Source organism: Geothrix sp. PMB-07 (assembly GCF_030758935.1).
Classification (GTDB): domain Bacteria; phylum Acidobacteriota; class Holophagae; order Holophagales; family Holophagaceae; genus Geothrix.
The window spans coordinates 195,422-209,307 of record NZ_CP132333.1; the positions used below are offsets into that span (position 1 = coordinate 195,422).

A 13,886-nucleotide genomic window follows, 5' to 3' on the forward strand; every position below is an offset into this window, starting at 1 on the left:
CTCTCTTTCCAGGACCGCCATGAACCCACTCGTCTCCACGCTCCGGGCCTCCCTCCGCTCCGTCCGACGCAGCCCCGGGTTTGCCCTGTCCGCCATCCTCACCCTGGCCCTCGGCCTTGCCGGGGCCTTGGCCTTGGCCACGGTGGTGCACGGCGTGCTGCTGCGGCCCCTTCCGTACCCAGGTGCTTCCCGCCTGGCCGCAGTCACGGTGCGGCTCGGCGGCGAGTCTCTGGAGGCCGTCAGCCCCACGGACATGCCTGACCTCGAGATGGGATCCCAGGTCTGCGAGGAGCTGCTGCTGTTCGGCAGTTCAAGCACGCTGGAGCTGGAGGCAGGCAGCCGCTTCTGTCTGACCAGCGCTCAGCCCGTGGACATCAACCTGCTCGCGGCGCTGGGTGCGCGGCCGGAGCACGGACGTCTCTTCCAACTCGGGGACGGCCCGGATGTGGTGGTGCTCACCCACGAGGCCTGGCACCGTGAATTCGGAGGCGATCTCCAGCTCGTGGGCCACAGCGTTCAGTTGGATGGACGGCCCCGTCTGGTGGCGGGGATCACGGCGCCGGGTTTCCGGATGCCCGATTCGCAGCCCATGCCGGATGCCTTCCTGGTGCTGGATCGAACGCAGGGGAACCGAGGTGGCTTCATGCTGAAGGCCCTCGCGCGCCTTCGTCCTGGGGTCTCCCTGGCCCAACTCAACGCGGATTTCGCGGCGCGATCCCAGGCCATGGCCCAGGCCCATCCCGACACGAATCAGCAGGTGGTCTACCGGGCCGAGGACCTGCAGACGCACCTGCTGGGCGACCGCTCCAAGAGCCTGCTGCTGGCCCTGGGGCTGGCCGGCCTGCTGCTGCTCATCGCCTGCGTCAATGTGGCTCACCTCTTCCTGACCCGCAGCCTGGAGCGTCGGCAGGAATTGGCCCTGCGCTGGGCCCTGGGGGCGGGTCCCGGGGAGATGCTGCGGCTGCACCTGGCGGAAGGGCTGGTGGTGGGCCTGCCCGCCGCCGCGCTCGGCCTCGCAGGCGCCTGGCTGGCCATGCGCTTGCTGCCGGTGTTCCTGCCTCAGCAGCTGACCCTGCGGGAGGTCCGGCCAGATGGCTGGGAAGTGCTGCTGGCCCTGGTTCTGGTTCTGCTCACGAGCCTGCTGTTCGCCCTGCTTCCCCTCCGCCAGGGGCAGGATCCAGACCTGGGCACCGACCTGCGCAGCGGCACCCGCACCAGCACCCCGGGCGGACGGCGCCTCCGCGGGGTGCTGGTGGCCGCGCAGAGCGCGCTGGCGGTGGTGATGCTGGCCATGGGAGGCCTGTTCACGGCGAGCTTCCTCAGGGCCCTGCGGCGCGAGCCGGGCTACCACCTTCGGGAGGGCGTGGCCTTCACCCTCACCCTGCCCAAGCGCCGCTATTCCACGGCGGCGTCGGTCGAAGCCATGCGATCGAACCTCCAGGCGCGCCTGGAGACGCTTCCGGGTGTGCGCAGCGCGGTCTTCTGCACCGCCCTGCCCAACGGGAGGGGTTTCACCATGATCACCTGTGTCTCGTCGCTGCCGGTTTCGGGCCCCATGGGGGACTGGCCCACGGCCACCATGGTGGGCACGACCCCCGGCTAGTTCGAGCGCATGGGCATTCCGCTGAAGGAGGGGCGTGACCTCCAGGCCTCCGACCGCCCCGGCGCCCCGCTGGTCACGGTGCTGAGCGAGATGGCCGCCCGCCAGCTGTTCCCAGGCCGATCGGCCCTGGGGCAGGTCGTTCAGACCGGCATGGGCTCCGCAGAGCATCCCGACGGCATGGCCTTCGAGGTGGTGGGCGTCTGCGGCGATGTGATCCACGGCGACGTGCGGGAACAGCCCACACCCCACTGCTACTTCCCTGCGGTTCAATCCTCCCGCAGGCGCTACGAGGTGGCGCTGGCGACGGATCAGAGTCCCCAGGCCCTGCGACCCCACCTTCAGGCCCAGTTGAGGGATCTGGATCCGCGGCTCTCGGTGGAGGGTCTCGCGTCGCTGCGGGAGCTGAATCTGAAACGCCTGGCGGATCTGCGCCAGGCGACCTGGCTGTTGGGCCTATTCGCGGGCCTGGGTCTGTTCCTCGGGTTTTCCGGTGTGGCCAGCGTGGTGTCGAGCCAGGTGGCCCGACGCACACACGAGATCGGTCTTCGCATGGCGTTGGGTGCTGGCCTGGCCGCCCTGCTGATGGCGATCCTCAAGCGCCCGCTGGTCCAAGTGCTGGCAGGCTCCCTGGTGGGCGCAGGGGTGGCTGGGATCCTGGGTCGTCTGGTGGCTTCGCGGCTCTTCCAGACCCCGCCTACCGATCCGCTGATCCTGGTGCTGGCCGTCCTGGCCTTCTGCGCCGCCGCGGCCCTGGCCAGCCTCATCCCCGCCCTGCGCGCCGCAGGCCTGGATCCAGCCACGGCCCTTCGTTCGGAGTGATGTCATGTCGAACCTGGCTCCCCTCTTCCGTCAGGCGTTGCGCGCCCTCTACCGTTCACCGGGGTTCACCTGGCCCATCGTGCTGGTGCTCGGCCTGGGCCTGGGCGCCAACGTGGCGTTGCACGCCATCCTCCAGACCGTGCTGCTGAGGCCGCTCCCGGTGGCTGCGCGGGAGGAGCTGGCCACCCTTCGCCTGGAGAAAAAGGGTGAGCGGGGCCTGGAGAACTTCTCCATGCCCCAGGTCGAGGAAGTGGCGGCTTCCGTGACGCCCTTCGCGGGGCTGGTGCCGATCGTGATGGATTCCGATTCCACACTGCCCGCCGGGGAGCGCAAAGTGCCGGTCCGGATTCCCATGGTGGGGGCGGGTTGGCAGTCGCTCCTGGGCCTGCGGATGAGCCTGGGGCGTGGCTTTACGGCGGATGAAGAAGCCTCGGGGGCGCCCGTCATCATTCTTGGCCACCGGCTGTGGAAGACGGCCTTCCATGGGGATCCCGGCGTCGTCGGCCGAGCCCTTCCCATCGGCGAGCAGAACCAGCCGGTCACGGTCGTGGGGATCGTGCCCGCCGGTTTCGAGGGTCTGGAACTGGGCCGTCGGGAGGACTGCTGGATGCCCCTGAAGGCCCTTCCGAGCTTGGCCCCTAATCTGCCGCCGGCCTTCTTCAGCAGCCGCGACATCCCGGCCTTTCAAGCCCTGGTGCGCCTGAAGCCAGGGCTCAACCTGGCCCAGGCGCAGGCCTCCCTGGAAGGCCTCAGCACGCTGCATGCGAAGCTCCACCCCGAGTCCAACTCCGGGCGACGCTATGTGGCGGCGGATCCCGCCCAGGCCGAGCGGGCGTTGCTGGACCGGGTGCTGCCGCAGCGGTCGCTGCTGCTCTTGGCGGCGGGAATGGCGCTGTTCCTGGCCGTGGTGGCGGCCTCCGGGCTGTTCGCGGCCCGCGCGGCGCGGCGTGAACGGGAGCTGGCCACCCGCTGCGCCCTGGGCGCCAGCACGGGCAGCCTGCTGGGCATCCAGTTGCTGGAGGCCTTGCTGCTGGCGCTGCTGGCTGCACCCGTGGCGCTGGGTTCGGGCCTGGTGCTGGCGCGGCGCTTCGTGCTCCAGCCGGGCGAAGCGACTTCACAAGCCCTCCTGCTGCCGCGGCTGGACCTGCGCCTGCTGGCCTTTGGTGTGGGCCTGAGCCTGGCAGCGCTGCTCGTCGCGGCCCTGATTCCGCTGCTGCGGGTGCGGCGTCTGGATCTGACGCGGGTCCTGGCCGGGCAGGGGGGCCGTGGGCACACCCGTCAGGGTGGCGGCTGGTTTGTGGCCGCCCAGGTGGCGCTGTCGCTGCTGCTGCTCGTGGCCTCGAGCATGGCCCTGGGCGCCTTCCGCCGGGCGGCCAAGACCGGCTATCCCACCGCGCACCGCGCCTTGTTGTCCGCAGATGCAGGCGAGGACAAGGGGCTGGGCCTGCGTGTTCTGGCGCGTCTGCGGGCCACGCCCCAGATCACGGCGGCGGCCCGGGGCATCGTGGCGCCCCTCGACGCCAGTGGCCGCGCGACCTTCAGCCTCTCCGGCGGAGACCGGGGGGAAACCCTGTTCCTTCCGGCCTGCCTGGTGGGCTCGGATTGGTTTCAGGCCCTGGGAGTGCCTCTGCTTCAGGGACGGGGGTTTCGGGAGGGTGATGGGCACGATCCCGTGATCCTCAACGAGACACTGGCCCGCCGCTTCTTCCCTGAGGGCGGGGCCATCGGACGGAAGGTGACGAACGGTGCCGACGAGTCCCACGACGTGATCGGTGTGGTGGCGGATCATCGGATGCGGGTGGATCCCGATTTCCACCTGCCGATGATCTGGCTCTCGGACGCCTACCTTGCGGATATCCCCACGGGACACTTCTGGATTCTGGCCTCGGGATCTGGTTCGGGCCATCAGGTGGCGGCGCGGCTTCGCGAGGCGCTTCGCGAAGAGGCACCCAGCCTCGAGCCCGACAAGGTGATCACACTGGAAGATCACGTGGCGGCCACCCTCCATCACGAGAACCAGAGCGTGCGGCTGCTGGGTAGCCTGGGCCTGGGTTCGCTGCTGCTGGCCTGCTTCGGCCTCTGGGCGGCCCTCAACCTGCAGGTGGCGCTGCGCGGTCGGGAACTGGCCATCCGCATGGCCCTCGGCGCCACGGCGCGGCAACTGGCGCAGCGCGTGCTGAGGCTTGGCACCCGGCTGCTGGCCCTGGGCCTGATCTCTGGTGTGGTGCTGATCGCGGTGCTAGCCCGCCTGGCGGCGTCCCATTGGGCCGGGCTTCCGGCTGTGTCGTCTCTGGATCTGCTCGCGGCCATGGGAGTGCTCACCGCCACGGGGCTGCTGGCCTGCCTCATTCCGGCCTTGCGAGCTGCCCGCGTGAACCCGGCGGAAGCCCTGCGCTCGGAGTAGCGTGATGTCGAACCGTTGGCCTCTCCTCCGTCAGACCCTGCGCGCCTTGAGGCGGGCGCCGGGCTATGCCGTGGCGGCCTGTCTCACCCTGGCCGTGGGGCTGGTGGCGGCACTGGCGGCCCTTGCGCCGACCTGGGACCTGCTGGCCATGCCCTTCGAGCTGCGGGATGCGGGCCGCATCGTGAGCCTCTCCGGGGAAGGTGCGGGCGGCGCGAGCTTCCTGAGTCCGGTCTCCTTCCCGGATTTCCAGGATCTCGCCCGGGAGTTGAGGCACGTGGAAGGCCTGGCTGCCTGCCGGGATGCCGGGCCCCTGGTCGACTTCGCCGACGGCCCGCGGCAGGTGCGCACGGGCCTCGTGAGCCCTGGCTTCTTCCAGGTGATGGGCATGCCGCTGCGGTTGGGGCGGGACTTCGAGGCCAGGGAGACCGAAGGCCGAGGGGCACGCGTGCTCATCCTCGAACACGGCTTCTGGCTGCGCCGCTTCGGCGGCGACCCCCAGATTCTGGGGCGGACGCTGGACCTGGACGGCATGCCCTGGCAGATCGTGGGCGTTCTGGCGCCGCAGCAGCGGCTGCCCTTCTTCCTTGATGACGCCATCGCCTTCCAGCCGCTGGTGCTGCAGGGAGGTGACCGGCGCCGCGAGGTGGCCTGCTGCTGGCTGTTCGGGCGGCTGGCCGAGGGATCGAGCTTGGGCCAGCTTCAGGCCGAAGTGGCGCGACTGGTGCCGCAGTTGGGGCCCGCCCGGCCCTCGGGGGATCCAGCTTGGGGTATCCGGGTCCGCGGCCTGGTCGCCTACTGGCGTGGCCGCGTGGCGCCGGAGTTGGCGCTACCTCTCGCAGCAGGTTTGCTGATTCTGCTGCTGGCCTGCGCCAATGTGGCCCACCTGATGTTGGCCCGACACCTGGGCCGCACCCGGGAGTGGGGCTTGCGCGCCGCCCTGGGGGCGGGCCGGGGCGGTCTGAAGGCGCCCCTGCTGATGGAGGCCGCGCTCCTGATCCTGGCCGCTTCGGCGCTGGCAGCGCTCGCCCTTCTGGGGCTCCACCGAAGCGGCGCTCTTCCGGAAGGGATGCTGCGAGGGTCGGTCTGGGTGCCCGTGGCACTGACGCTGGTGGCAGCCCTGGGAGCCACGGCCCTGCTGCCCCTGCGCTGGGCGGGGCGGCTTGATTTGAACGAGGCGCTGAGGGAGGGGGGCGCCGCCTCCGCTTCCCGGGGCAGCAACCGCTTGCGCGGTGGGCTGGCGGTGTTCCAGTTGGCACTCGCCTTCGCATTACTGGTGGGTGCGGGGTTGGGTTTGCAAGCTCTGGAGCGCCTCCAGGGGGTGAACCCGGGCTATGACCTGAAACAGCTTCAGGTGGCCATCCTGCTTCTGGAAATGCGTCCCGGCGAGGACTTCCGTGCGCGCAGCGCCGCCTTCCAACGCCAGGTGTGCCAGAGCCTGGCCCAGGTGCCTGGTGTGGAAGGTGTGGCGCTGTCGAACACGCGGCCCCTGGTCGATCAGGGCAATGGCTGGCAGATCTGGCCCGAAGGGCAAGGGGCGATCCAGGCGGACCAGCACGGGATTTCGCCTGAGTACCTGCGGACCCTGCGCCTGCCCCTGCTGGCCGGACGGAATCTAGAGGACGACGAGGCAGGGGTCTGCCTGGTGAGTGCCAGCCTGGCCCGGCGTTGTTGGGGTGAGGCGTCGCCCCTTGGTCGGCGACTGCGGATCGAGAGCGTCGAGGGTCAGGCGCTCACGGTGGTGGGCGTGGTGGGCGAGGCCCGCATGAGCCGCCTGGCCAAGTTCGCCGTGCCCACCTTCTACACGGCTCTGGCACGGGAGGGCTCATCTTTCCTCACGGTTTATGTGCGCAGTGGAGCCACGATTGAGGCGCTGCGGGCTCACGTGCAGGAGGCCGCGCGGCAGGCGGAGAGCAGCGCGCGGTTTCTGGAGCTTCAAAGCCTGGAGACTCTGGCGGCGCGCGAGCTGGAGGGGCCGCGGGCTCTGCGGCGCATGACGTTGGGTGCAGCCGTGCTGGCGGCCTTCCTGGCGGGCATCGGCCTGGCAGGCACGTTAGCCCAGGCCGCCGCCCGTCAGCGGCGGGAGTGGGCCATCCGCAGCGCATTGGGCGCCAGTCCGCTGGCCCTGGTCGGGCTGGTGTTCCGGCGGGTGCTCAGCCTGCTGGCCCTTGGGCTGACCCTGGGCAGCGGCCTGGCCTGGGTTCTGGGGCGCGTCCTGCAGCAACAGCTCCAGGACGTGAGTCCCGCCGATCCCGGCCTACTGGCCTTCGCGCTGCTGGGTCTCGGCCTCACGGGACTCCTGGCGGGCCTGATCCCCGCCCTCCGAGCCGCGCGGGTGAACCCAGCAGAAGCGTTGCGAAGCGAGTGATACTGGAGCATGCCCGCCCGCATCCTCATTGCCGACGACCAGCCCGATGTGCGGGAGAGCCTGCGGCTGCTCCTGAAATCGGAAGGGTTCAAGGTGGATGCGGTGGCCAGTCCGCCTGCGGCTTTGGCGGCACTGGAGGTGGCACCGCCGGACCTGGTGCTCATGGACATGAACTACGCGAAGGACACCACCTCCGGCCAGGAAGGGCTGGATCTGCTGGAGCGCATCCGGGCCATGGAGCCCACGGTGCCGGTGGTGGTGATGACCGCCTGGGGCAGCGTGGAACTGGCCGTGGAGGCCATGAAGCGTGGGGCCAAGGACTTTGTGCTGAAGCCCTGGGAGAACGCTCGTCTGCTGGCCACGCTGCGCACGCAGCTGGAGCTGGCCTCGGCCCTGAACCGATCCCGACGCCTGGAAGCCGAGAACGCCCTGCTTCGGGGCGAGAGCGCGGCGCCGCTGGTGGCGCGTTCCAAGGCCATGCAGCAGGTGGTGCAGTTGCTGGAACGGCTGGGCCCTTCGGATGCGGGCGTGCTCATCACGGGTGAGAACGGCACGGGTAAGAGCCTGGTGGCCAAGTGCCTGCATGCCGCTTCCAGCCGAGCCGCCCAGCCGCTGCTGACCCTCAATGCGGGTGGCCTCTCCGAGGGCGTGCTGGAATCGGAGCTCTTCGGCCATGTGAAGGGCGCCTTCACGGATGCCCGGGAATCCCGCGCGGGCCGCTTCGAGTTGGCCCACGGCGGGACGTTGTTTCTGGATGAGATCGGCAACGCCCCGCTCAGCCTGCAGGCCAAGCTGCTGCGCGTGCTGGAAACGGGAGAATTCGAGCGCGTCGGCTCCAGTCGTACGCAGAAGGCCGATGTGCGCGTGATCGCGGCCACCAACATCGATCTGGAAGCCGAGATCGCAGCTGGGCGCTTCCGCCAGGATCTGCGCTACCGCCTCAACACCTTCGAGATCCACCTGCTGCCCCTGCGGGAGCGCCGCGAGGACATCGCGCCCTTGGCTTCGCTGTTCCTGGAGAGGCATGCCCAGCGTTATCGCAAGGCCGTTACCGGCATCTCGGAGGCCGCGTTGCGCCTCCTGGAACACCATCCCTGGCCCGGCAACGTGCGGGAGCTGGATCACGCGGTGGAGCGGGCCGTGCTGATGACCACGGGCTCTGCCCTGGGGGCGGCGGATCTGCTGCTGGCGCCCAATGCCGCGCGTCCGACTCTGGATGATCTGGGGCTCGAAGACATGGAGGCCCTGCTGATCCGCAAGGCGCTCACCCGTCACGGCAGCGCCACCCAGGCGGCCGAGGCCCTGGGCCTGAGCCGCAGCGCCATCTACCGCCGCATGCAGAAGCTCGGCATTTCCGGATGAACCACGCCCGCTCGCTCCAGCGCCGGGCCCTGGTGGCGGTGCTGCCGGCCTTTCTGGGCGCCGGGTTGGCCTTTACGCCCCTGCCGCGGTGGGCTATTGGGTTGGGGCTTTTCGCTGCTCTGATCGTGTCGTTGTGGCGCATCCGCAAACTGGGGCCCGCGGCGGAGCGTCCCCTCCAGACGCTCTCCAACCTGCTGGCGGCCATCCGCGAAGGTGACTTCAGTTTCCGCGCCCGCACCCCCACCACGGATGATGCGCTGGGCGATGTGTTCCGGGAGTTGAATACCCTGTCGGAGCTGCTGCAGCAGCAGCGCGCCAAGGCCATGGAGGCCACGGCCCTGCTGCGATCCGTGATGGAGGAGATCGACGTCGCCGTCTTCGCCTTCGACGAGGCGGGTTGCCTGCGGCTGGTGAACCGCGCCGGCGAGGCCTTCCTGGGCCAATCCCAGGAGCAGCTGCTGGGGCTTCCCGCCAGCGATCTGGGCCTGGGCGAGGCGCTGGCGGACGAGGGGCCGCGGTTGATGGACCTCGCGCTGCCCGGACGGGTGGGCCGCTTCGAGCTGCGGCGCAGCGCCTTCCGGCAGGCGGGCCGTCCGCATCAGCTGCTGGTGTTGTCCGACCTCACGCGCCCGTTGCGCGAAGAAGAGCGCCAGGCCTGGCAGCGCCTGATTCGTGTGCTGGGCCACGAGATCAACAATTCGCTGGCGCCGATCCAATCCCTGTCCGGCAGCATCGCCATGTTGCTGGAACGGCAGGGCCCGGAGTGGCAGGAGGACGCCGCCCAGGGGCTGGCCATCATCGAATCCCGGGCCCAGGCCCTGGGCCGCTTCATGGAGTCCTACACGCGACTGGCCCGCCTGCCGGAACCGCGCCTTGGGGCCGTGAATGCGGGCCCTCTGGTCCAAAAGCTGGCGGCGCTGGAGGCACGTCTCTCCGTGCAGGTGGAACCAGGGCCAGAGGTGGTATTCCAGGGGGATTCCGATCAACTGGAGCAGGCCCTCATCAACCTGCTTCGCAACGCGGTGGACGCGGCCTTGGAAACGGGCGGCGGCGTGCGCGTGACTTGGCACCCTTCCGGAAGCTGGGTGGAGTTCCTGGTGGAGGATGAGGGGCCGGGGCTGCCGCACAGCGGCAACCTCTTCGTGCCCTTTTTCACCACCAAACCCGGCGGCAGCGGCATCGGTCTGGTGCTCGCCCGCCAGATTGCCGAGGGCCACCGGGGCTCCCTGCACCTTGCCAACCGCCCCTCAAAGGGCGCTTGCGCGGTGCTGCGTCTGCCTTATTCCGCCTGAGCTACTCGGCGGTCTTTTCTTCGGTCGCGGTCAGTTCCTGCAACTGGGCCTTGATCTTTCGTTTGCCCAGGCCGCGCAAGGTGGCGATGGCGCCCAGCTGCTGCTGGCGGGGCCGCGATTTGCCCGCTTCCCAATTGTAGATGGTCTGGGCGGAGACGTTCAGCAGCAGGCCCATTTCGGCAGCCGAGATGCCGAGCTTCTGCCTCTGTGTGGCCAAGCCCTTGGCGCTGAAGCGCACGCGGAGGCCGCCTTCGGCATCCGTGGGCGCGGCAGCCTTGGAAGCATCCTTCTTGGCGACGTGTTGGAGCTGTTTTTCGAGGCTGGCCGCGCGGCGTTTGAGGGCGGCGATTTCTGAGCGGTACTGCGCCGAAGCCTTCTTTAACCCCTCGGTTTCGTTCCGCACTTCCTTGCGGGCCAGACGGAGGATTTCCTCTTTTAGGACAGATGCGATGTTTGGCATGACAGTGCTCCTATTCAATGAATCGGCATCAACCATCACCATCTGGAATAATGGATTAGCCCCTCAAGGCAGATGGATTGAAACCCTCAGTGCAAGCAAAAAGAGTATCAGGTCTATTATATTGCGCGAACCATCAATTTCCCTTTTAGATCCTGAATACCCGAGGTCAATGCTAACCGTTTCGAGGAAATTCCCGTCGGCATTCTCTGCCTGAAATCTGTCGGGAGGGCAGAACAGGGTTTTGGAAAGACGATGCCTGGCATTCTGACCGCATCAGCCGCTTCTGGAGTTGCATCATGACCCTTAAGTCACTGCCCATTTTCCTGGCCTTCCTGCTGATGGGCGTGGCCGACGCCATGGGGCCGCTCTCCAGTGCCGTATCCGCCAATCCCGTCATGGCGGCCCTCATGCCCTTTTTTGTATTTATCGCTTTTGCGTTTTTCAGCGTTCCCGCGGGGGTGCTGGCCACGCGCATCGGCAAGAAGAAACTGCTTCTTGCCGGGCTGGGCTTGAACGTGGTGGCAGTGGCGGTACCCACCTTCCTGGACCCCCCTTTCCCCTTGTTGCTTTTCTGCATCTTCCTGCTGGGCGTGGGCACCACCCTGCTGCAGGTGGCGGGTAATCCCATCATGCGGGATGTCAGCGCACCCGGGGCCTACAGCCGCAACCTGGCCCTGGCCCAGGGCATCAAGGGGGTGGGTTCGACCGCCTCGGCCTATCTGGTGACCGCCATATCCTCCCTGGCAGTCTTTGCCGCCCTGAGTTGGCGAGCTGCTTTCCCGGTCTTTTTCGCCTTGATGCTGGTGGCCCTCTTGTCGGTGAGCACCCTGCGCATCGAGGAAAGCCCTGCGGAACATCCGCCCAGCGTGGGCAGCTGTCTGGCGCTTCTGAAGGTGCCCGTCTTCGCCCAGGCGGTGCTGGGCATCTTCCTCTACGTGGGCGCCGAAGTCTGCATGGGCACCTTCCTGAAGCCCGCTTTCATTGCCCATGGCTATGCGCCGGACCGCGCCGCCCTGTTGGGGCCTGCGCTCTTCTTCGGGGCGCTCACGGCGGGTCGCCTGGTGGCGGGCCTGCTGAAGGTGAGCGCTCAGACCTTCCTTCGCATCAGCGCCACGTTGGGCACCGTGGGGCTGGCGCTGCTGATGACAGGCCTGAAGGCGGCGCTCCTGCCTGCGGTGGTCTTGGGTGGCCTGGGCTTCGCGAACATCTGGCCCATGCTGTTTGCCCTCACGGTGGAAGAAGATCCAGTACGGGCTTCGGAACTTTCTGGCCTCATGTGCATGGCCATTTCAGGCGGCGCGGTGCTGCCGCTTCTCATGGGCCGACTGGGCGGCGGCGCGTCGCCGCTGGCGTTCATCGTTCCCCTCGGCGGTTTCGCCTTCCTTCTTTTCCTGTCGCTCAAGGGCGGCCGAAGGACGGAGTCCTAGATGAGCCTGACCCAGGATTCGCGCATGGTTCTCACGCTGGATGCGGGGGGAACCAACCTGGTCTTCGGCGCCATGAAGGGTGGCGAGGAACTGCTGGAACCGCTCTCTCTGCCCACCCACGGTGAGGATCTCACACGCTGCCTCGCGACCATCACGGAAGGTTTCGAGCAGAGCCGCTCCCGGCTGGATGGCCCCGCTGCGGCCATCAGCTTCGCCTTTCCGGGGCCCTCGGATTATCCCGCAGGCATCATCGGCGACTTGGCCAACCTTCCCGCCTTTCGGGGCGGCGTGCCCCTGGGGCCCCTGCTGGAGGATCACTTCGGCATTCCGGTGTTCATCAACAACGATGGCGACCTCTTTGCCTACGGCGAGGCCATGGCAGGCCTGCTGCCCGAGGTGAACCTGGCCCTGGAGGAAGTGGGCAGCCCCAAGCGCTACCGCAACCTGCTGGGCGTCACCCTGGGCACGGGCTTCGGCGGCGGCCTGGTGCAGGGTGGCCGACTTTACCGGGGCGACAACGGTGCAGGGGCGGAGATCTGGTCCATGCGGAACAAACTGGATCCCGGCGCTACCGCCGAAGAGGGCATCAGCATCCGTGCGGTGCGCCGGGCCTATGCGGAAGGCGCGGGGCTGTCTCTGGAAGCCTGCCCGGAACCTGCGGCGATCCATCGCATCGCCCGGGGAGAAGGGAAGGGCGATCAGGCGGCCGCCATCGAGGCCTTCCGGCGCCTGGGCGAAGTGCTGGGAGATGCCTTGGCCAACGCCACCACCCTGGTGGATGCCCTGGTGGTGGTGGGCGGCGGCCTTTCCGGCGCGGCGGACTTGATCCTGCCGGCGGCCGTGCGGGAAATGAACAGCGAGCTCCGCTGCGCCGCGGCGACCTTCGGGCCCCGCCTGGAATCGGCGGCCTTCAATCTGGAGGATGCCACCGGGCGCACCGCCTTCCTGCGCGGCGAATCCCGGCTGTTGACGGTGCCCGGCAGCGGGCGGCAAGTGCCCTACGATCCGCTCAAGCGCGTGGGCGTCGGCCTCTCCCGCCTGGGCACCAGCCGAGCCACAGCCCTGGGGGCCTACGCCTTTGCCTTGACGGAACTGGACCGGATCACCTCCGGTCATAGGGACGTTGCAAACCTGGCCTAAACTGGCCATTCATTCCCGCGGAGCAGCCATGGCCGAAGCCCTCGACAAGATTCAGGATGAGGTTTCTGAACACGCCGATGAAAGCCGCTTCAACGGCTACATCGCCCTTTTAGTGGCGGTGGTGGCCACCTTCATGGCCCTGTGCAACGTGAAGGACGGCAACGTGGTGCAGGCCATGCAGCAGTCCCAGGCCAAGGCCATCGATCAGTGGGCCTTCTACCAGAGCAAGAGCACCAAGCAGCACATCGCCGAGAACTCCGCCGACATGCTGCGCACGCAGCTGGAGATGAACCCGGGCCTGAAGCCCGAGGTGAAGGCCAGGGTGGAGGCCAAGATCCAGGCCCAGGAGGTGGCGGCGAAGAAATACGAGAAGGAGAAAGAGCAGATCAAGGGCGAAGCGGTGCAGGCCGCCAAGGACTACGACAGCATGAACATCCACGATGACCAGTTCGATCTGGCCGAGGCCTGCCTGAGTGTCGCTGTGGCTTTGGCGGGCGTCACGGCCCTCACGAAGAAGCGGTGGCTCTTCGCTGTGGCTTGCGTGTTCGCCTCCCTGGGCATGCTCTTCGGCCTGGCGGGCTTCTTCCACTGGAATCTGCACTCCGATCTCATGGCGAAGGTGCTGGGCTAGCTCGGTTGCCCGCAGCCTTGATTCAGTGGGTGCATGAAGAACTGAAATCGCTTCGGGGACTGGACCGGTTGGAGGAACGGGTCCGGGGCTTCCTCATGGCGAAACTGGGCGCCGTCGAGGATGCGGTGGGCTTCAGCGGAGTGGATTTGCGGGAGCTCACGTTGGACAGGCTGCGGATTGCAAGCCTGGCACTGGCCCATCTCGACAGCGGTCTCTACGATCAATTCGATCCGGAAGAGCGGCTGGGGCCATCCGCGAAAAACGGGCCTACCTGCAGGATGCCGGTGCCACCTTTCTGGGGCTGCTGGATCCCCGCAAGAACCATCGCCTGGAGGGGATCGTCATCCTGCTCATTCTTTCCGAGATCCTGCTCTTCATCGGAA

General features: G+C 68.0%; 10 protein-coding genes. 9 read left to right on the top strand and 1 reads right to left on the bottom strand.

The features are described from left to right. Nucleotides 1–19: 19 nt before the first annotated feature. Genes Q9293_RS00865 through Q9293_RS00890 form a run of 6 tightly spaced genes read left to right on the top strand, consistent with a single transcriptional unit; the run spans nt 20 to nt 9,845 of the window. Entirely contained in the window at nt 20–1,603 is a 1,584-nt protein-coding gene (locus tag Q9293_RS00865) for an FtsX-like permease family protein (protein WP_306249277.1), read from the top strand. A 9-nt stretch (nt 1,604–1,612) separates the two neighbouring features. Next, nucleotides 1,613–2,422 (top strand): FtsX-like permease family protein, encoded by an 810-nt coding sequence (locus tag Q9293_RS00870; protein WP_306249278.1) that lies wholly within the window; start codon nt 1,613–1,615, stop codon nt 2,420–2,422. A gap of 4 nt (nt 2,423–2,426) precedes the next feature. Continuing rightward, the gene (locus Q9293_RS00875; protein WP_306249279.1) at nt 2,427–4,826 is read left to right on the top strand and encodes an ABC transporter permease; all 2,400 of its coding nucleotides are present in this window, start codon (nt 2,427–2,429) and stop codon (nt 4,824–4,826) included. A gap of 4 nt (nt 4,827–4,830) precedes the next feature. After that, complete coding sequence (locus Q9293_RS00880) at nt 4,831–7,191, top strand: ABC transporter permease (RefSeq protein ID WP_306249280.1); 2,361 nt, start codon at nt 4,831–4,833, stop codon at nt 7,189–7,191. A gap of 9 nt (nt 7,192–7,200) precedes the next feature. Next, on the top strand, nt 7,201–8,553 hold the full coding sequence (locus Q9293_RS00885; protein WP_306249281.1) for a sigma-54 dependent transcriptional regulator: 1,353 nt from the start codon (nt 7,201–7,203) through the stop codon (nt 8,551–8,553). Continuing rightward, complete coding sequence (locus Q9293_RS00890) at nt 8,550–9,845, top strand: PAS domain-containing sensor histidine kinase (protein WP_306249282.1); 1,296 nt, start codon at nt 8,550–8,552, stop codon at nt 9,843–9,845. Before Q9293_RS00885 ends, Q9293_RS00890 begins: the two co-directional genes overlap by 4 nt. Before the next feature lies 1 nt (nt 9,846). On the opposite strand, the gene Q9293_RS00895 is transcribed toward Q9293_RS00890, so the two are convergent. After that, nucleotides 9,847–10,305 (bottom strand): DNA-binding transcriptional regulator, encoded by a 459-nt coding sequence (locus Q9293_RS00895; RefSeq protein WP_306249283.1) that lies wholly within the window; start codon nt 10,303–10,305, stop codon nt 9,847–9,849. Nucleotides 10,306–10,601: 296 nt separating this feature from the next. On the opposite strand from Q9293_RS00895, the gene Q9293_RS00900 reads away from it, so the two are divergent. Genes Q9293_RS00900 through Q9293_RS00910 form a run of 3 tightly spaced genes read left to right on the top strand, consistent with a single transcriptional unit; the run spans nt 10,602 to nt 13,503 of the window. After that, nucleotides 10,602–11,732 (top strand): sugar MFS transporter, encoded by a 1,131-nt coding sequence (locus Q9293_RS00900; protein WP_306249284.1) that lies wholly within the window; start codon nt 10,602–10,604, stop codon nt 11,730–11,732. Then, nucleotides 11,733–12,872 carry an ROK family protein gene (locus Q9293_RS00905; RefSeq protein WP_306249285.1) on the top strand — a complete coding sequence of 380 codons (1,140 nt, stop codon included), beginning with the start codon at nt 11,733–11,735 and terminating at the stop codon, nt 12,870–12,872. It begins immediately after the preceding gene. Between the two features lie 28 nt (nt 12,873–12,900). Further along, nucleotides 12,901–13,503 carry a DUF4337 domain-containing protein gene (locus Q9293_RS00910; RefSeq protein ID WP_306249286.1) on the top strand — a complete coding sequence of 201 codons (603 nt, stop codon included), beginning with the start codon at nt 12,901–12,903 and terminating at the stop codon, nt 13,501–13,503. Nucleotides 13,504–13,886 lie beyond the last annotated feature (383 nt).

Bases quoted from the DNA above. Each gene is read 5' to 3' on its own strand.
- Q9293_RS00865 (WP_306249277.1), top strand. From the start codon at position 20: ATGAACCCACTCGTCTCCACGCTCCGGGCCTCCCTCCGCTCCGTCCGA.
- Q9293_RS00870 (WP_306249278.1), top strand. From the start codon at position 1,613: ATGGGCATTCCGCTGAAGGAGGGGCGTGACCTCCAGGCCTCCGACCGC.
- Q9293_RS00875 (WP_306249279.1), top strand. From the start codon at position 2,427: ATGTCGAACCTGGCTCCCCTCTTCCGTCAGGCGTTGCGCGCCCTCTAC.
- Q9293_RS00880 (WP_306249280.1), top strand. From the start codon at position 4,831: ATGTCGAACCGTTGGCCTCTCCTCCGTCAGACCCTGCGCGCCTTGAGG.
- Q9293_RS00885 (WP_306249281.1), top strand. From the start codon at position 7,201: ATGCCCGCCCGCATCCTCATTGCCGACGACCAGCCCGATGTGCGGGAG.
- Q9293_RS00890 (WP_306249282.1), top strand. From the start codon at position 8,550: ATGAACCACGCCCGCTCGCTCCAGCGCCGGGCCCTGGTGGCGGTGCTG.
- Q9293_RS00895 (WP_306249283.1), bottom strand. From the start codon at position 10,305: ATGCCAAACATCGCATCTGTCCTAAAAGAGGAAATCCTCCGTCTGGCC.
- Q9293_RS00900 (WP_306249284.1), top strand. From the start codon at position 10,602: ATGACCCTTAAGTCACTGCCCATTTTCCTGGCCTTCCTGCTGATGGGC.
- Q9293_RS00905 (WP_306249285.1), top strand. From the start codon at position 11,733: ATGAGCCTGACCCAGGATTCGCGCATGGTTCTCACGCTGGATGCGGGG.
- Q9293_RS00910 (WP_306249286.1), top strand. From the start codon at position 12,901: ATGGCCGAAGCCCTCGACAAGATTCAGGATGAGGTTTCTGAACACGCC.